The organism is Thermocatellispora tengchongensis (genome assembly GCF_014202315.1).
Taxonomy (GTDB): domain Bacteria; phylum Actinomycetota; class Actinomycetes; order Streptosporangiales; family Streptosporangiaceae; genus Thermocatellispora; species Thermocatellispora tengchongensis.
The window spans coordinates 73,475-89,463 of sequence record NZ_JACHGN010000031.1 but is presented as its reverse complement, the minus strand read 5'-3'; the positions used below and the strand labels follow the sequence as shown (position 1 = coordinate 89,463).

Here is a 15,989-nt window from a genome sequence, read left to right as displayed (position 1 = left end):
CCTGTGGATACGCTTGAGCTGATCTTGCATCCGGTCCGGCTGCGCATCATGTGGGCGCTGTCGGGTGGGCGCACCCGGACCACGTCCGACCTGTGCGAGAGCTTGCCCGATGTGCCTAAGACCACCCTGTACCGGCACGTCGGCATGCTCGCCGACGCCGGGCTGCTGGAAGTCGCCAGCGAGCAGCGGGTGCGCGGGATGATCGAGCGCCACTACCGCCTCCGGCGCGATGCCCTTCACATCGACCCCGACACGGCCCAGGCCATGTCGAACGAGGACCACCGTCACGGGTTCGCGGTGGCCATGGCGGCGCTGCTCGCCGAGTTCAACGCCTATCTCGATCGGCCGGGAGCCGATCCGGCCGCGGATCGGGTGGGGTATCGGCAGGGGATGTTGTGGCTCAGCCCGGAGGAAATGGAGGAGGTGGCGGGTGAGTTGCTGGAGGTGCTCAGAGCCCGGGCGGGGAACGGGCCCGCACCGAGGCGTCGACCGCATGTGATCAGCGCGATCTTCTTTCCGACTGAACAGCGGAACCAGGACGACGGGGGCTTGTGAACTCCGACGATCGAGCCTCGCTGGCCGATTCGTCCCTGGAGGCTAACCCCCGGTGAGCGGCCGCTGTTGCGTTTTCAGGCGCACATCCATCACATTCGCGCTGGTGAGCCAGAGGGGCGTTCGCGCGAAACGTGGACAGTCACGGGGATGATCGGGTGGCGGCGGTGTCACGCGAGTGTGGGCGGGTGCCAGGCGTGCTTGGCACCCGCCCACTGGCCGGAGCAGCCCTGCGCGAGCCGGTTCCGCTCTTACGCGGTCACCCGGGGGTGTCGGTCTTCGGGGGCTTTCTCCTTGTCCGCCGAGGTGGCGGGCTTGTTCTGCGGGCCGCGGACGGCGGTGTAGACGAACAAGACGCCCATGACGACGACACCTGCCCACATGGCCTGCTGCCAGCCCTCGACGAAGGACTGCCGGGCGGCATCGACCAGCGCCTGTGCATGGGAGCCGGCAGTGCTTGCGGCCTCGATGGCGTTGGCGACGCCCTGGCGTGCAGCGTCCGCCGCGTCGTGAGGGATGCCGCCGAGCCTGTCATCCATGGCGCTGCGGTAGCCGCTCGCCAGGAGGGCGCCGAGCAGGGCGACGCCGAGTGCGGTGCCGAACTCGCGGGTGATGTCGTTGAGCGCGGAGGCGACACCCTGCTTCTCCCGCGGCAGGGAGCTGGTGATGGCCTCGGTGGAGGGGGTCATCGACAGGCCCATGCCGATGCCCATGGCGAGCATGCCGGGCAGGATGGACAGGTAGCCGCCGTCGACGGAGACGATGCCGGCCATGAGGGCCAGGCCGGTGCCGAACAACGCGATTCCCGCCGCCATGGTGAAGCGGGCGCCGATACGCGCCGTCAGCGTGTGCGCCAAGCCGGAGGTCATCATCATCAGTACGGCCATGGGCATCAGCGCCAGGGTGGACAGCAGTCCCGACCAGCCGAGGACGGCCTGGAGGAACGGGAAGAGGACCACGAAGACACCCGCCTGGACACCGAAGACCGCCAGCAGCGTGATGGAGCCGCCGGCCAGGCCGCGCTCGCGGAAGAGGCGCACATCCAGCAGGGAGGCGTCCCCACGGCGCAGCTCCCAGGCCATGAAGAGGATCAGGGCCACCAGACCGACGACGAGACCGGCCAGGGTGACAGGGTCGCTCCAGCCGCGCTCCGGGCCTTCCTGCAAGACGAAGATGAGGCCTCCCACGGCGAGGACGGAGGTCACAGCGCCCACGGCGTCGAAGGGGTGCGCGGAGTGCTCGCGGGAGTTCGGCACGGACCGCATCATGCCGAGCGAGACGAGGACCAGGACGACAGGCAGCACGAACAGCCACCGCCAGTCCGCCACGTCCACGAGCAGGGCGGACAGGAACATGCCGATGATGCCGCCGCCTCCGGCGACGCCGGTCCACACGCCGATCGCCTTTCCGCGCTGCTCGTCGGGGAAGGTCGAGGTGATCACCGCAAGGGTGATCGGCATGATCATCGCCGCGCCCACGCCACTGAGCACCCGGGCGGCGATCATGACCTCGGATGACGGGGCCAGGCCCCCCAGCGCGTTGGCGGCCCCGAAGACGATCAGCCCGGTGACCAGCATGGGCTTGCGGCCCAGCCGGTCACCGATCGTGCCGAGCGGAAGCAGCAGAGCGGCCAGGGCGAGGGTGTAGATGTTGATGATCCACAGGATGGTGGTCTGTGAGGCGCCGAATTCGACAGCCATGTCTGGCTGGGCGACGTTCAGCCCGGTCACCGAGGCGATGACCGCCATCAACGCGATACAGACGGCGATCAGGATGGTGCGCAGTTGGCGCGCGTCCGGCGCGCCCCCGCCGCTTGCTTCGGCGGTTGCCCCCTGTGCGGGCTGGTGCGTGCTCATGAATTCCTCTCGAAAAGGCAGGTCAAAAGGGCAGGCGAGGTCCGCGCCACGATGAGCCGGGGAAGGCGCCTGCGTCCGCGGATGCGCCAGGAGGATGGCGCGCCCGGCGACGCGGGCCGATCGGGGCGCGGACGTCAGACGGTGACAGGACCGCCCTCGACGGCGGCGAGCGCCGTGTCGGTGTCCGCGGTGGCCGGCAGGGCGTTGACGCGGGAGCCGGCCACGGCACAGGCGCCCACCTGGGCGGTCAGGCCGGTGGCGTTGCCGGCCACCCACACCCCCGGCACGTCGGTGTGGGGCGCCGTGCCGTCCAGCACGACGTGGACGGTGTCGGCCGGCAGTATGTCGGTCGCATATGCGGAACTCCGCACAGACATGTCCTGGCCCCCTCTCCTTCGTGCATGGCCCCAGCCGATCCGGGCCGTCTGCATGCGACGATAACCTCGCATTGCATCGCGAGCATAAGATGTTGCCTATGAAGCAAGAAGATGGAGACCTGGACAGCCTCGTACGCAAACGCATCCGCGCCCTGCGAGTCGCTCAGGGCTGGTCCCTGGAGGAGCTGGCCACCCGCGCCCGGCTCAGCCAGTCCTCACTCAGCCGCATCGAGAACGGCCAGCGCCGCCTCGCGCTGGATCAGCTCGTCACCCTCGCCCGCGCCCTGGACACCACCCTCGACCAACTGGTCGAGACCGCCACCGACGACGTCGTCACCAGCCCGATGATCGACGGCGCCCACGGCCTGATGCGCTGGCCCATCAAGGGCGTCCCCGGCATGACCGTGATGCGCCAGCGCCTGACCGAGCCGCCGCCCGACAACCCCGCCCGCATGCGCGCCCACCCGGGCCGGGAATGGCTTGTCGTCCTGTCCGGTACGGCGGTCCTCATGCTGGGCCACCGCCGCTTCCGCCTTGAGGCCAACCAGGCCGCCGAATTCCCCACGATGATGCCGCACGCCATCGGCGCCGAAAGCGGGCCGTGCGAGATCATGGGCATCTTCGACCGCGACGCGCGGCGCGGCCACCAGCGCGAGGACGGCGACGCCCAAGGGCGCTGTGACTGATGGCGTGAAGGTGCCCGGCGCCGCCGAACCTCGCCCGGGCACCTGCAGCGCAATCCGTGGCGGCGCCGTCCAAGCGCTCTGCCCTCCAACGCCAGGCTGGAATTCCCCGGCGGGCACCGCCGCCGCTGCTGACGCCACACCTCGCGCGGCCGACCTCGATGGGCGTGGAAGGCGGCCGACGCGGACGCCTTCTCCGCCGAGGCGCGATCACGAACGTCAGCCGTGCCACGCCGCAGCGGAGGACTGCGCTTCAGGCGCCCGCCGGTCCGCTGTAGTCGGTGACGGCATATACCTGTAGGAGCCTGTCGACTCCGCGCAGGAAGGTCTCGCAGATCAGCACCGGGTCGAACAGGCAGCCGGCGGCCATGGCGCCGTCGCGCATCATCACGAAGTGGCGGGCGGCGGGCTCGGCGCCGGTCTTCTGGATCTTGGCCAGCAGTTCCGTGACGGTGTCCAGGAACCATTGGCGGTGGGCGAGCACGGCCTTGTGCACCGAGGACTCGGGGTCGGGATACTCGGCGGCGGCGTTGAGGAAGGCGCATCCCCGGAAGCCGGGAGACTGGATGCTCTGGGCGATCGACTTGCTGAGGGCCCGGATGGTGTCGGCGGGCGGCAGTCCGGCGGCGACGGCCGCGTCCGCCTGACCCCGCATGGCCCGGTCGACCTCGTTCAGGTAGGCGAGGACGAGGTCCTCCTTGCCGGGGAAGTGCCGGTAGAGGGTGGCCCGCGTCACCTGCGCTTCGGCGACGATGCGATCGATGCCGACGGCGTGGATGCCCTCTGCGTAGAAGAGCCGGGTGGCCGTGTTGAGCAGCCGGGACCGCGCTTCGGACGGCCGGGCTTCGGGTCGGACGGACATGCCGCCATCCTAGTAGGTAGAACGTTCGGTCTTGACAGTTTGAGCCACAGGTCGCCATGCTGTGGCGAGACAGAACGTTCGGTCTCGCGGGGAGGTCCAGCGGCGGCTCGTCGTGTTCACGTACGCACCAGTGGCCGCCGCGAGCAGGGCGTCGCGCAGCGCCATCGGCGCTGAACCGCTTTCCGCATCACCCATCCACTGAAAGGCTCATCATGAGCACCATCGCTGCTTCGCCCGGTATCTCCGGGACCGCGTCCGCACTGCGGCGGCTGTACTTCGTCCGGTTCGCGTTCGCCATCGTCTGGGCCCTCGCGATGTTCACGACCGCCTCGAACCTGGGCCCGGTCGCGATCACTCTGCTCGTGCTCTACCCGCTGTTCGACGTGGCCGCTGCCGTCATCGACGCCCGCGCGTCGCGCGCCACCGGATCACCTGCCCTGCTGTACGTGAACATCGCGGTCAGCCTGATCACCGCCATCGGCGTGGCCATCGCCTGCGCCTCCGGTATCCCGGCGGTGCTGCGCGTGTGGGGCGCTTGGGCGGTCGTGGCCGGGCTGGTCCAACTGATCGTGGGCGTCACTCGCCGCACGATGGGCGGCCAGTGGCCGATGATCATCAGCGGCGGCATCTCGGTACTCGCCGGTGCGTCGTTCATCGTCGGCGCCTCCGCGGACAACCCGACACTGATCAACGCGGCCGGCTACGCCATCCCCGGCGGCATCTTCTTCCTCATCTCGGCCTTCCGCCTCGGCCGCGCCGCGAAGGGGAACTGACATGGACGGTAGTACTTACGGCAACACGTACGACGTCGTCGTCCTCGGGGCCGGACCGGTCGGGGAGAACGCCGCCGACCGGGTGGTGCGGGGCGGGCTCAGCGCCGCCATCGTCGAGCGCGAGCTCGTCGGCGGGGAATGCTCCTACTGGGCCTGCATGCCGACCAAGGCGCTGCTGCGCAGCGCGGCGGCGTTGCGGGCGGCGCGCCAGGTGCCGGGAGCGCGCGAGGCGGTGACCGGCGGTCTCGACGCGGACGCCGTGCTGGGCCGCCGGGATTCCTTCGCCTCGCATTGGAAGGATGACGGCCAGGTCGGCTGGCTCGATTCGGCCGGGATCGCACTGCACCGCGGTCACGGCCGGATCGTGTCCGCGAACGTGGTCGAGGTGACCGGCGACGACGGCGTCCCGGTCACCTTGACGGCCCGCCATGCGGTCGTCATCGCGACCGGAAGCGGCGCGCTGCTGCCGGACGTTCCCGGCCTGCGCGAGGCCGCGCCGTGGACCAGCCGCGAGGCGGCCGCCGCGAGCGCGGTCCCCGCCCGGCTCGCGATCATCGGTGGCGGCGTGGTGGCGTCGGAGATGGCCACCGCCTTCGCCGCCCTGGGGTCCTCGGTGACGATGCTGGCCCGTGACGGTGTGCTGCCGCTGGCCGAGCCGTTCGCCGGCGAACGCGTCACCGAGTCGTTGCGGGAGGCCGGTGTGTCGGTACGCCTCGGCGCGGAGGCCGCATCGGTGCACCGCGACGAGGCCGGAACGGTGCACATCACGATGACCGACGGCGAACAGGTCGAGGCCGATGAGGTTCTGGTGGCGATCGGCCGGACACCGAACACCCAGGACATCGGTCTCGGCGCCGTCGGCCTGACGCCGGGCACCTGGCTGACGGTGGACGACACGCTGCGAGTGCTCGGGGAGGACGGGAGGCCGATCGGCGACGGGTGGCTGTATGCCGCCGGTGACGTCAACCGACGAGTGCTGCTGACCCACCAGGGCAAGTACCAGGGCCGCGCGGTCGGCGACGTCATCGTGGCGCGCGCGAAGGGCGAAGCGATCGAGGACGACCGCTGGGGCCGGCACGTGGCCACGGCCGACGAGCGCGCGGTGCCCCAGGTGGTCTTCACGGAACCGGAGATCGCGTCGGTGGGGCTGACCGCGGCCGCGGCCGAGGCCGCCGGGGTACGCATCCGCGTCCTCGACTACGACCTGGGCGCCGTCGCCGGGTCCGCCCTGCACGCCGACGGATACCGGGGACACGCCCGCATGGTCGTCGACGAGGACCGGAAAGTGATCGTCGGCTTCACGCTCGCCGGCCCGGACGTCGCAGAACTGCTGCACGCCGCGACGATCGCGATCGTCGGCGAGGTTCCGCTGGAGCGGCTGTGGCACGCGGTCCCGGCGTTCCCCACGGTCTCGGAGGTGTGGCTGCGGCTGCTGGAGGCGTACGGCCGCTGACCGCCGGGAGTGCGTGCCGTTCAACGCCCCAGTCAGTGCGAACTGGGGCGTTACCGGTAGCAGCAACGTCCCCGGTCACTGCGGCTCGTCAGGGCTCCAGGTCGGTCACTCCTTTGCCGCTCGCGATATCGAGTGGCACAGAGACCTGGTCGTGCACGATCAGCCAACCGCCGTCGATCTTCCGAAAGCAGAAAGTGCCCCGCACCCACATGCCGTTCGTCGCCGTCCCATTCCTCAGCGTGCCGCTGAGCCGGCCGAAGCCATGCCCGAAGGCCACATCGTCGCCCACGGTGACCGTCAGGTCGCGAACCTCGTAGGTCACATCCTCAAAGAGCGTGAACACCTTCGTCCAGTTGTTCAATTTCGCCGCTATCCCGACATGCCGCAGCGGCGGCTCGACGTCGAAGGACACGACGTCCGTCGCGTAAAGCCGCTTCAAGCCCTCAAGATCCTTGGCTCGGATTCCCGCGACCAACCTGTCGATGTGCTGCCTGATCTCGGCTTCGTCCGCCTCGCGTTGCGTTGCCATCGCCGCCCATCCCTTCCGTTCGCTCGGTGTCGAGTCGTGGTTTCTCACCGCTACGACGACACAGCACCTCGGAATGTCAGGCCGGTCACCACCTCCGGCCGCTTCCGCACCGGGCGGATACGCGGCGGCCGCGGGCACCGCCGCCGCAGGCTCGACCGCGGCGTCGCCCCGGCCGCCCTGGCGACCGGCAGCCGGGGCGACGCCGATCATGCGTGCCGGACCTCCTGGCGAGCGAAGCGAGGCCCTTTGCCGTTGCTTGCTGGTTTTTGGGGGTTAGTTGAGTTTGGGGATCATTGGCCGATCGCCTTTACTTTGTAGATTATGTCCGATTCTCCGGGATGCGCGGGAAGCGGGCGCGGAGGTCCGGCCGCAGGTACGCCGCCGGGGAGGCGATCGACAGGCCGCCGTCCACCGGCAGGGTGACGCCGGTGATGAAGGACGCGGCCGGGGAGGCCAGGAAGGCCACCGCCTCCCCCACGTCCCGGGGTGTGCCGGTGCGGCCCACCGGGTAGCCCTCGGCGGCGTTCTCCAGGTCCTCTCCCCCGATGAGGCCGGGGGCGACGACGTTGGCCCGGATGCCGCTCGCGCCGTACTCCAGCGCGATCTGGCGCATCAGGGCGTCCAGGCCGCCCTTGGCCGCCGCGTACGCGGGCAGGCCCGGGGCCGACAGGAAGGAGTTGACGGAGCCCACCGCCACCACGGCCCGGCGCAGGTGCGGCAGGGTGGCGCGGCACAGGTTGAAGGCGACGTCCAGGGTGGCGCGCAGGGCGGTGTGCCACTGCTCGTCGGTGGTCGCGGTGACCGGGGCCACCGGCATGGCGGCGGTGGCCAGGACCAGCACGTCCAGGCCGCCCAAGGTGTCCAGGGCCGTGGCCACCACCTCGCGGGCGCGCTCGGGGTCGGACAGGTCGGCGGTCTCGTAGCGGGTGTAGACGGGGTCGGCGCAGGGGGCCAGGCCGGCGCCGACGACGCGGTGGCCGTCGCGGGCCAGCGCCTCGGCGATGGCCAGGCCGATGGGGGACTCGCCCCCGGCGAGCAGGGCGGTCATCCGGCCGCCAGCTCGGGCAGGGCGGCCAGCACCTCGTCCAGGGCGGCCAGGCTGCCGGGGTCGAGCGGCTGGGCCGGGGAGCGTACGGTCGCCGTCTCGATCAGGCCGCGGCGTACCAGCACCTCCTTGTGCACCGCCCAGGCGATGCCGGGCTGCATGCCGAAGCGGATCAGCGGGAGCAGGCGGGCGAAGGCGTCCTGGGCCGTACGGCCTCGCTCCGGGGCCCTGAGTATCAGGGCGAGCAGGTCGGTGAACTCGCAGGCGGGCATGGTGCCGACGGCGCCCCGGGCGTACTCCTCCAGGCAGAACAGCGCGTTCTGGCCGCCGAAGACGGCGAAGTCGCCGCCGACCTTGGCGGCCACCGCGCCGACCTTGGGCGCCGTCGGCGGGGCCTCGACCTTGACGGAGGTGACGCCGTCCAGCTTGCTCAGCTCCACGATCAGCGACTCGGGCATGCTCACCCCGGTCGCGCCCGGCGCGTCCTGCACCATCACCTCGATGCCGCTGCGCGCGGCGATCTCGGCGTAGAAGTCCACGAGCTGCCCGGCCGTGGCCTTGACCAAGTACGGCGGCAGCACCATCAGCGCGTCCGCACCCCCGTCGCGGGCGGCGAGCGCCTGCTCCAGGGCCGTCGCGGTGCTGGTGGCGCCGACGCCGGCCACCACCGGGGCAGAGCCCGCCACCCGGCGCACCTCCGCCAGGATCCGCGCCCGCTCCTCGGTGGTGAGCGCGAAGCCCTCGCTCGCCATGCCGAACACCGCGACGCCGTCGGCCCCCGCGGTGAGCTGCCATTCGGTCAGCCGGCGCAGGCTCGGCAGGTCGAGCGCGCCGTCGGCGGCGAACGGCGTGGCGAGGATCGGGATAAGTCCGGACAGGGGCACTTATGACTCCTTCATCATCGTCGTGATCGTGTCGAGATCCACCTCCACGCCCAGCCCGGGGCCCGGCGGTAGCGGGAATCCGGCGGGGCCGCCCGGCAGCGGCGAGGTGAGGATCGTGTCTGCGACCTCGCAGGTGGTGGGCTGGTACTCGAAGAACGCCAGGTTGCCCAGGGCCGCGCTGACGTGCAGGCCGGCCGCCAGCGCCACGCCGAGCCCGGTTGAGTGGTGCGGCGCGACCGGCACGTGGTGGGCCGCGGCCAGCTCGGCGATGGCCATCAGCTCGGTGATCCCGGTACGCCCGACGTCCGGCTGCGCCAGCCCGAGCGCCCGGCGCGAGAGCCAGTGCGCGAACTCGTACCGGTTGCGCAGCGTCTCCCCCACCGCGATCGGCACCTCGGCCCGGCGCACCAGCTCCCGGTGCCCCTCCACGTCCTCCGGCTGCAGCGGCGCCTCCAGGAACAGGGCCCCGCGCTCGGCGAGCCCGCGCGCCAGCCGCGCCGCCGCGGGCACGTCGTAGACCCAGTGCGCGTCCACAGCCACCTTCAGCCCGGAGGCGGCCACCGCGTCCACCGTGGCCAGGTCCTCCTCCACTCCGTGGCCGAGGTGCAGCTTGACCATGCTCGCGCCCTTGGCCGCCCACTCCGCGGCCAGCGCGGCGCGCTCGGTGTCGGTGGGCCGCGGCAGGCCGCTGACGTACACCGGCACCTCGCGGGTGAAGGCCCCGCCCAGCAGCTCGGCCACGCCCAGACCGGTGATCTTGCCGGTGAGGTCCCACAGGGCGATGTCCACCGCGGCGAGGGCGTCGGCCTGGTGCCCGGTCAGGTGACCGCGTTCACGCATCAGCCCGGACAGCCGGTCCCACAGCGGGCGGACCCGGGTCGGGTCCTCGCCGATCAGCACCGGCGCGAGCAGCCGTTCCACGATCGCGGCCGGCACCTCGGGGGCGACCGGGGCCAGTGCCTCGCCCCATCCCGTGACGCCGTCGTCGCAGGTGATGGCCACGAGCAGGGTCTCGAACCTGGCGGAGTACAGGCTGCGCCAGGGCGGGCGGACGAAGTAGCCGTCCTCGCGCGCGGGCGTGCCCAGGTAGGCGGCGTCGTGCCGGATCTTCACCGGGAAACATCGCACTTGACTTATTTGCGACATGTGCGCCACGATCCCACATAGTGCAAGCCTATTGCAATGGAGACAGGATGGCTTCCGACCAGGGCAACAATCAGAGCGTAGAACGGGCAATCTCCGTGCTGCGGGCGTTCCTGACCGGCCGTCCCGAACTACGCGTGTCGGACGTCGCGAAGGCCACCGGGCTGGGCACCTCTACCGCCTCCCGCCTGCTCGCCACGCTGGAGACGCTGGAGTTCGTGGAACGCGACGAGGTGAGCGGCCTGTACCGGCTGGGCACCGCGCCGATCACGCTGGGCGGGGTGGCGCTGAACCAGAACCCGGTGCACCGCGAGGCGCGGCAGATCGCCCAGGACCTCGCCGCGGCGCTCGGGCTGGGGGTGAACGTGGCGATCCGGCAGGGCGACTCGATGTTCTACCTGGCCAACTTCGAGGGCAAGCTGGCGCCGCGCTCGTACGTGCTGACCGGCCAGCGCAAACCGCTGTACGCCACCGGCATCGGCAAGTGCCTGCTGCTCGGCCTGTCCGCCGAGGAGCGCCGGGCGCTGCTGCCCGCCATGCAGCCGTTCACCCCGCGCACCATCACCGCCCACGAGCGGCTGGACGAGGAACTGGCCACCGTGCAGGGCCGCGGCTACGCCACCGAGATCGAGGAGCTGGCCTTCGGCCGCGCCTGCGTGGCCGCGCCGATCCGCGACCGCTCCGGCGCGATCGTGGCCGCGATCTCCATCTCCGGGCCGCTGTCGGCGATCGACCTGCCCGCCCGCGAGGCCGAGCTGGGGCGCACCATCATCGAGAACGCCGACTCCATCAGCATCGGCCTGGGCTACGTCGGCCCCATGCACCTGATGGGCAGCCCGGCGTGAGGAAACTCAGCGACGGGCAGTTCGCCTGGTTACTGATGGCCCCCGGGGTGGCGCTGTTCCTCGCGATCATCGCCTACCCTCTCCTCTCCGCGCTGGTCACCGGGTTCTTCGAGCAGAGCCTGGTCCGCCCCGGCCGTGAGTTCGTCGGCCTGGCCAACTACGCCGACCTGCTGGGCGGCGACTTCTGGCCGGTGCTGCGCAACACCCTGGTGTTCACCCTCGGCGCGACCGTGATCCCGTTCGTGCTGGGGTACGCCCTGGCGCTGGCCCTGAACGCGGGCCTGCCCGGCTTCCTGCGCGGGCTGTTCCTGTTCCCCTGGGTGATCCCCGGCGTGGTCGTGTCGTTCCTGTGGCTGTGGATCTTCAACGCCAACTACGGCGTCCTCAACGGCGTGCTCGGCACCCAGATAAGCTGGCTCGGCCAGCCCGGCACCGCCATGGCCGCGGTGATCATCACCAAGACCTGGGCCAGCTTCCCGTGGATGATGGTCATGCTGCTGGCCGGCCTGCAGACCATGCCCAAGGAGCTGCACGAGGCCGCCGCGGTCGATGGCGCCGGCGCGATCCGCCGCTTCCGCTCGGTCACCGTGCCGCACATGAAGGGCATCGCCGCGATCGTGTTCCTGCTGGAGTTCATCTGGAACTTCCAGCACTTCGACACCATCTACGTGCTCACCGGCGGCGGCCCGGCGGGCGCGACCAAGACCTTCGCCGTCGCCGTCTACGACACCGCGTTCAAGGGCTTCGACCTCGGCCACGCCACCGCCCTGGGCGGGCTGTGGATGCTGCTGCTGCTCGTGCTCATGGTGTTCTACCTGCGTAAGGAGGCCAAGTGACGGCCACCCTCAGCGCGTCCATGCCGCGCGCCCGCACCCGGCGCGGCCGGCGGGTCAACCGCTCCCGCGCGGCCGCGTGGATCGCCGTCGCCGTCATCGGCTTCTTCGGCCTGGCCCCGGTGTACTGGCTGGTGGTCACCGCGCTCACGCCGGACGAGAAGGCCTTCAGCTTCCCGCCGTCGCTGATCCCGACCGAGATCACCTTCGAGCACTTCACCCGGCTGGCGGAGAACCGGCAACTGTTCGGCTACCTGCTCAACAGCGTCATCGTCTCGGTGATCACCGCGGTGCTGAGCGTGCTCGTCTCGGCGTACATGGCCTACGCGTTCTCCAAGTTCCGCTACCGCGGCCGCAGGTCGCTGATGCACCTGGTGCTCGCCTCGCAACTGTTCCCGCAGGCGCTGCTGCTGGTCACCCTGTACGCCGTCTTCAGCGCCTCCGGCCTGCTGGGCAGCTACACCGCGCTGATCCTGTCGTTCACCACCTTCACGCTGCCGTTGTGCGTGTGGATGCTCAAGGGGATCTTCGACACGGTGCCCTCCACCCTGATGGAGGCCGCCGCGATCGACGGCGCCTCCCGCTGGCGCACCCTGCACACGATCGCGCTGCCGCTGGCCGCGCCGGGCCTGATCGCCGCGGGCCTGTTCGCGTTCGTGCGGGCGTGGAACGACTTCATCTTCGCCCTCACCCTCGCCGACCCCGCGCGGCAGACGCTGCCGCCCGGGCTCGTGCACACCTACCTCGGGGAGTTCCAAACCGCCTGGCCAGACCTCATGGCCGCGTCGTTCGTGGTCTCGCTTCCGGTGATCGCGGCGTTCATGTTCCTGCAGCGATACCTGGTGGGCGGGCTCACGGCCGGCGCCGTCAAGGGATAGGAGAAGCAATGAACACACTCAACCGCCGGGACGCCCTGCGGCTGCTCGGACTGTCCACCCTCGGGGTGGCGGCGCTGGCGGCCTGCGCCCCCGACGCCTCCGGCGGGGGCGCCCCCCAGGGCGACACGGCAGCCAAGACCTTCGGCTTCACCTCCTGGTCGCTGAACGAGGAGGCGCAGAAGGCCGCGGTGCAGGCCATCGTGGACGACTACGCCAAGAAGAACGGCGTGACGATCACCCCGACGTCGTTCCCGTACAACGAGTACCTCAACCAGGTGACGCTGAAGCTGCGCGGCAACCAGCTCACCGGCGCCATTCAGCTCGACGTCGCGTGGCTGGGCGCGATGGCCGCGATGGGCAAGCTGCGCGACCTCGGCCCGGTGGCGGGCAAGGGCGGATACACCGATGTGGCGCTGGCCAGCGGCCAGGTCGGCGGCAAGCAGCTCGGGCTGCCCTGGACGACCGGCTCGATCGGGCTGATCGCCAACACCGAGCTGCTGGAGAAGGCCGGGGTGGACGGCATGCCGGCCACGGTGGAGGAGTTCGAGGCGGCGCTGCGCAAGATCGCCAAGCTGGACGGCGTGGTGCCGTACGCCGCCGCCACCAAGGCGGCCCAGCTCAAGGACATCCTGCCGTGGATGAGGACCTTCGGCAGCCCGCTGCTGGACGGCGAGGAGATCACGGTGGGCGACGAGCCCTCGGTGGCGGCCGTGGAGTGGTACAAGAAGCTCTTCGACGCCAAGCTGATCGCCCCCGACGTGGACCGCTTCGACGCCCGTGCGCTGTTCGCGCAGGGCAAGGCCGCCTTCTACGACGACGCGATCATCGCCCGCGGCGTGGTGGAGAGCCAGGCCCCGGACAAGACGCTGACAACCAAGATGGCGCCGCTGGCGCGGCCGGTGCTCAAGGCGGGCGACACGCCGCAGGCCCTGCTGTGGGGGCACGTGATCGCGGTGGTGGAGGGCGAGGGGGCCGACGCCGCCGCCGAATTCGCCTCCTTCGCCACCTCCGACACCGCCACGGTGGCGTCGTTCTTCGAGAAGGTGAAGCTGCCGCCGACCACCACCGCCGGCCTGGCCGACCCCAAGGTGGCGGGCGACACCTTCACCACCGAGTGGACCGAGAAGATCACCAAGACGGCGTCGGCCAACCCGTTCTGGCGCTACGCCGGCTACGCCCAGATCGAGACCGCCATCGCCGAGCAGGTGCAGGCGGTGCTGGTCGGCGACGCCTCGGCCAAGGACGCGCTGGCCAAGGCGGCCGAGACCGCCAAGGGCCTGCAGAAGTAGCGGGAGCGCCCGGCAGCGGGCACACCTCGCGGAACGGCATTTCCGCGGGCCCGCGCACGCCGGGCCGCTCCCGGCACCCCTGCCCGTCACGACAGCAGGCGCACGGTCCATGTTCGCACGCCCGTTCCGGGACGAAGCCCGGAACGGGCGTGCGCGCGTCAGCACGGCGGTGTCTCACCCATCAGCGCTGCGGTTCTCGCGCGTCACCGCAGCGGCGTCTCGCGCATCAGCAGGGCGCAGGCCAGGGCGAGCAGGCCCACCGGCGCCGCCCACGCGAACACCTCGCCGAACGCCGCCGTGTACGCCGCCTCCGTGCCCGCGCCGCCGTCCAGGTGAGCGGTGAGCCGCGCGGCCAGCAGGGCGCCGAGCGCGGAGACCCCGAAGGTGCCGCCCAGCGCCCGGCAGAAGACCACCAGCGCGCTCGCGGCGCCGAGCCGGGCCTCCGGCACGGCGGTCTGCACGGCCAGCAACAGCGGCTGCGCCGCCAGCCCGGCCCCCGCGCCGCCGGCCAGCATGGCGAGCACGAGCACCCACAGCGGCGCGCGTCCCGCGCCCGCGCCCATCAGCGCGAAGCCCAGTGCCAGCAGGGCGCAGCCGAGCACCAGGTACCGCTTCCACCGCCCCGTCGCGGCGGTCAGCCGCCCGGTCACGGTGGTGGCCACCAGCATCCCGGCGACCATCGGCAGCGTGAGCAGGCCGGCGACCGCCGGCGAGTGGCCGCGGGCGAGCTGGAAGTACTGGCCGAGCAGCACCGGCGCCGCGAACACCGCGGTCCCCACCGCCAGGCAGGCCACGCCCGCCGCCGCCACCGTACGGCCGGCGAGCAGGCGCACCGGCACCAGCGGATCGGCGGCCCGCGCCGCGTGCCGGGCGAACAGCACGGCCAGGACCAGGCCGCCGCCCGCCAGCGCGGCCGACTGCCACGACAGCCACGCGAAGCCGTCACCGGCCGCGCTCGCCCAGCCGACCAGCAGCCCGGCGGAACCGGTGACCAGGACCGCGCCCGCCAGGTCCACCGGCCCGCGGCGCGCGGGTGCGGGCAGCCGCGGCGCGCGGCCCAGCGCGAGCGCCGCCGCGGCGGCGAAGGGCAGGCCGATCAGGAAGCACCACCGCCAGCCGAGCCCGGGGGCCTCGGCGAGCAGGCCGCCGACCGGCGGGCCGGCCACCGTGCCCGCCGCCATGACCAGCGCGAAGTGCCCGTTGTACCGGCCGCGCTCACGCGGCCCGGCCGCCGCGGCCAGCATCACCTGGGCCATGGCGGTCACCCCGCCCGCGCCGATCCCCTGCACGGCCCGGCAGGCGACCAGCGTGAGCACGTCCGGGGCGGCGCCGCACAGCGCGGAGCCCGCGGCGAACACGGCCAGCGCGAGCAGCGTGAGCGCGCGCCTGCCCGCGCGGTCGGCCAGGCCGCCCCAGACCGGGATGCTCACCGTGCTCGCCAGCAGGTTGGCCGAGACCACCCACGTGTACGCCGCCTGCCCACCGCCCAGGTCGGCCACGACCCGCGGCAGCGCGACCGCCACGACCGTGCCGGACAGGATGCCGCAGAAAAGGCCGAGCATCAGCCCGCGTACCGTCCAGCGCAATTGCCGGGGCGTCACCTCCAGGGTGTCGGCACCCGAGGCCATGGCATTCCTTTCCCGTGCGTCCGTGACACATTTCCGCGCGATCCGCGCGCCGACCGCTCAGCAATTCGCACCCGAATTCCCGTCACAATACTTCGACGCGCAAGCATCAGTTGAACGGCGACCCTGGCCGACCTGCACATAAGTGATGGTCATCAAGATTTCACACAGCGGCCCTGCTCCCCAATCCCCGGCGTCGCGCGAATGACCGCCAGGTGAACCGGATATCACCCGGGCGGACCCGTCCTGCGCGAATCCGCGAAAGCGATGGTAAATGCGTCCGCCGGTGGCGGCGGCCACGCCCATTCCAGCATGACGATCATTGGTTATCGCACCGTGATAGGAAGACGGCGACCCACCCC

The 15,989-nt window shown here is 71.4% G+C and carries 16 protein-coding genes; 8 read left to right on the top strand and 8 right to left on the bottom strand.

What is annotated here, in order from left to right:
* Positions 1-3 precede the first annotated feature (3 nt).
* Positions 4-555 carry a helix-turn-helix domain-containing protein gene (locus tag HNP84_RS46085; RefSeq protein WP_185056459.1) on the top strand — a complete coding sequence of 184 codons (552 nt, stop codon included), beginning with the start codon at positions 4-6 and terminating at the stop codon, positions 553-555.
* 248 nt (positions 556-803) lie between these two features.
* Here the strand turns inward: HNP84_RS46085 and HNP84_RS46080 are convergent, their stop codons facing one another.
* Positions 804-2,408, bottom strand: a complete 1,605-nt coding sequence (locus HNP84_RS46080) for an MFS transporter (RefSeq protein ID WP_185056458.1) — start codon at positions 2,406-2,408, stop codon at positions 804-806.
* Positions 2,409-2,542: 134 nt separating this feature from the next.
* On the bottom strand, positions 2,543-2,785 hold the full coding sequence (locus HNP84_RS46075; RefSeq protein ID WP_221337620.1) for a hypothetical protein: 243 nt from the start codon (positions 2,783-2,785) through the stop codon (positions 2,543-2,545).
* 98 nt (positions 2,786-2,883) lie between these two features.
* On the opposite strand from HNP84_RS46075, the gene HNP84_RS46070 reads away from it, so the two are divergent.
* Positions 2,884-3,471, top strand: a complete 588-nt coding sequence (locus tag HNP84_RS46070; protein ID WP_221337607.1) for a helix-turn-helix domain-containing protein — start codon at positions 2,884-2,886, stop codon at positions 3,469-3,471.
* A 250-nt stretch (positions 3,472-3,721) separates the two neighbouring features.
* On the opposite strand, the gene HNP84_RS46065 is transcribed toward HNP84_RS46070, so the two are convergent.
* Positions 3,722-4,330, bottom strand: a complete 609-nt coding sequence (locus HNP84_RS46065) for a TetR/AcrR family transcriptional regulator (protein ID WP_185056456.1) — start codon at positions 4,328-4,330, stop codon at positions 3,722-3,724.
* A 212-nt stretch (positions 4,331-4,542) separates the two neighbouring features.
* On the opposite strand from HNP84_RS46065, the gene HNP84_RS46060 reads away from it, so the two are divergent.
* Positions 4,543-5,103: a hypothetical protein gene (locus HNP84_RS46060; protein WP_185056455.1), complete on the top strand. Its 561-nt coding sequence runs from the start codon at positions 4,543-4,545 to the stop codon at positions 5,101-5,103.
* 1 nt (position 5,104) lies between these two features.
* Positions 5,105-6,556 (top strand): dihydrolipoyl dehydrogenase family protein, encoded by a 1,452-nt coding sequence (locus tag HNP84_RS46055; RefSeq protein WP_185056454.1) that lies wholly within the window; start codon positions 5,105-5,107, stop codon positions 6,554-6,556.
* An 88-nt stretch (positions 6,557-6,644) separates the two neighbouring features.
* Here the strand turns inward: HNP84_RS46055 and HNP84_RS46050 are convergent, their stop codons facing one another.
* From HNP84_RS46050 to HNP84_RS46035, 4 genes are all read right to left on the bottom strand, one after another.
* Positions 6,645-7,295, bottom strand: a complete 651-nt coding sequence (locus HNP84_RS46050; protein WP_246519486.1) for a YybH family protein — start codon at positions 7,293-7,295, stop codon at positions 6,645-6,647.
* A gap of 109 nt (positions 7,296-7,404) precedes the next feature.
* Positions 7,405-8,133, bottom strand: coding sequence for an SDR family NAD(P)-dependent oxidoreductase (locus HNP84_RS46045; RefSeq protein ID WP_185056453.1), 729 nt, complete (start codon positions 8,131-8,133; stop codon positions 7,405-7,407).
* On the bottom strand, positions 8,130-9,014 hold the full coding sequence (locus tag HNP84_RS46040) for a dihydrodipicolinate synthase family protein (RefSeq protein ID WP_185056452.1): 885 nt from the start codon (positions 9,012-9,014) through the stop codon (positions 8,130-8,132). Before HNP84_RS46040 ends, HNP84_RS46045 begins: the two co-directional genes overlap by 4 nt.
* The gene (locus tag HNP84_RS46035; RefSeq protein ID WP_221337606.1) at positions 9,015-10,127 is read right to left on the bottom strand and encodes a mandelate racemase/muconate lactonizing enzyme family protein; all 1,113 of its coding nucleotides are present in this window, start codon (positions 10,125-10,127) and stop codon (positions 9,015-9,017) included.
* A gap of 80 nt (positions 10,128-10,207) precedes the next feature.
* Between HNP84_RS46035 and HNP84_RS46030 the strand changes: the two genes are divergently transcribed.
* The 4 genes from HNP84_RS46030 to HNP84_RS46015 are packed head-to-tail and all read left to right on the top strand — an operon-like array spanning position 10,208 to position 14,002.
* Positions 10,208-11,002, top strand: a complete 795-nt coding sequence (locus HNP84_RS46030; RefSeq protein ID WP_185056450.1) for an IclR family transcriptional regulator — start codon at positions 10,208-10,210, stop codon at positions 11,000-11,002.
* Positions 10,999-11,838, top strand: a complete 840-nt coding sequence (locus HNP84_RS46025) for a carbohydrate ABC transporter permease (RefSeq protein ID WP_221337605.1) — start codon at positions 10,999-11,001, stop codon at positions 11,836-11,838. The genes HNP84_RS46030 and HNP84_RS46025 overlap by 4 nt, the downstream gene beginning before the upstream one ends.
* Positions 11,835-12,713 (top strand): carbohydrate ABC transporter permease, encoded by an 879-nt coding sequence (locus HNP84_RS54385; RefSeq protein WP_221337604.1) that lies wholly within the window; start codon positions 11,835-11,837, stop codon positions 12,711-12,713. The genes HNP84_RS46025 and HNP84_RS54385 overlap by 4 nt, the downstream gene beginning before the upstream one ends.
* An 8-nt stretch (positions 12,714-12,721) precedes the next feature.
* Positions 12,722-14,002, top strand: a complete 1,281-nt coding sequence (locus tag HNP84_RS46015) for an ABC transporter substrate-binding protein (RefSeq protein ID WP_185056449.1) — start codon at positions 12,722-12,724, stop codon at positions 14,000-14,002.
* Positions 14,003-14,205: 203 nt separating this feature from the next.
* On the opposite strand, the gene HNP84_RS46010 is transcribed toward HNP84_RS46015, so the two are convergent.
* Positions 14,206-15,630: an MFS transporter gene (locus HNP84_RS46010; RefSeq protein ID WP_185056448.1), complete on the bottom strand. Its 1,425-nt coding sequence runs from the start codon at positions 15,628-15,630 to the stop codon at positions 14,206-14,208.
* Positions 15,631-15,989 lie beyond the last annotated feature (359 nt).

Coding starts and splice junctions, on each gene's coding strand:
- HNP84_RS46080 (WP_185056458.1), bottom strand. CDS start 2,408: ATGAGCACGCACCAGCCCGCACAGGGGGCAACCGCCGAAGCAAGCGGC.
- HNP84_RS46075 (WP_221337620.1), bottom strand. CDS start 2,785: ATGTCTGTGCGGAGTTCCGCATATGCGACCGACATACTGCCGGCCGAC.
- HNP84_RS46070 (WP_221337607.1), top strand. CDS start 2,884: ATGAAGCAAGAAGATGGAGACCTGGACAGCCTCGTACGCAAACGCATC.
- HNP84_RS46065 (WP_185056456.1), bottom strand. CDS start 4,330: ATGTCCGTCCGACCCGAAGCCCGGCCGTCCGAAGCGCGGTCCCGGCTG.
- HNP84_RS46060 (WP_185056455.1), top strand. CDS start 4,543: ATGAGCACCATCGCTGCTTCGCCCGGTATCTCCGGGACCGCGTCCGCA.
- HNP84_RS46055 (WP_185056454.1), top strand. CDS start 5,105: ATGGACGGTAGTACTTACGGCAACACGTACGACGTCGTCGTCCTCGGG.
- HNP84_RS46050 (WP_246519486.1), bottom strand. CDS start 7,295: ATGATCGGCGTCGCCCCGGCTGCCGGTCGCCAGGGCGGCCGGGGCGAC.
- HNP84_RS46045 (WP_185056453.1), bottom strand. CDS start 8,133: ATGACCGCCCTGCTCGCCGGGGGCGAGTCCCCCATCGGCCTGGCCATC.
- HNP84_RS46030 (WP_185056450.1), top strand. CDS start 10,208: ATGGCTTCCGACCAGGGCAACAATCAGAGCGTAGAACGGGCAATCTCC.
- HNP84_RS46015 (WP_185056449.1), top strand. CDS start 12,722: ATGAACACACTCAACCGCCGGGACGCCCTGCGGCTGCTCGGACTGTCC.
- HNP84_RS46010 (WP_185056448.1), bottom strand. CDS start 15,630: ATGGCCTCGGGTGCCGACACCCTGGAGGTGACGCCCCGGCAATTGCGC.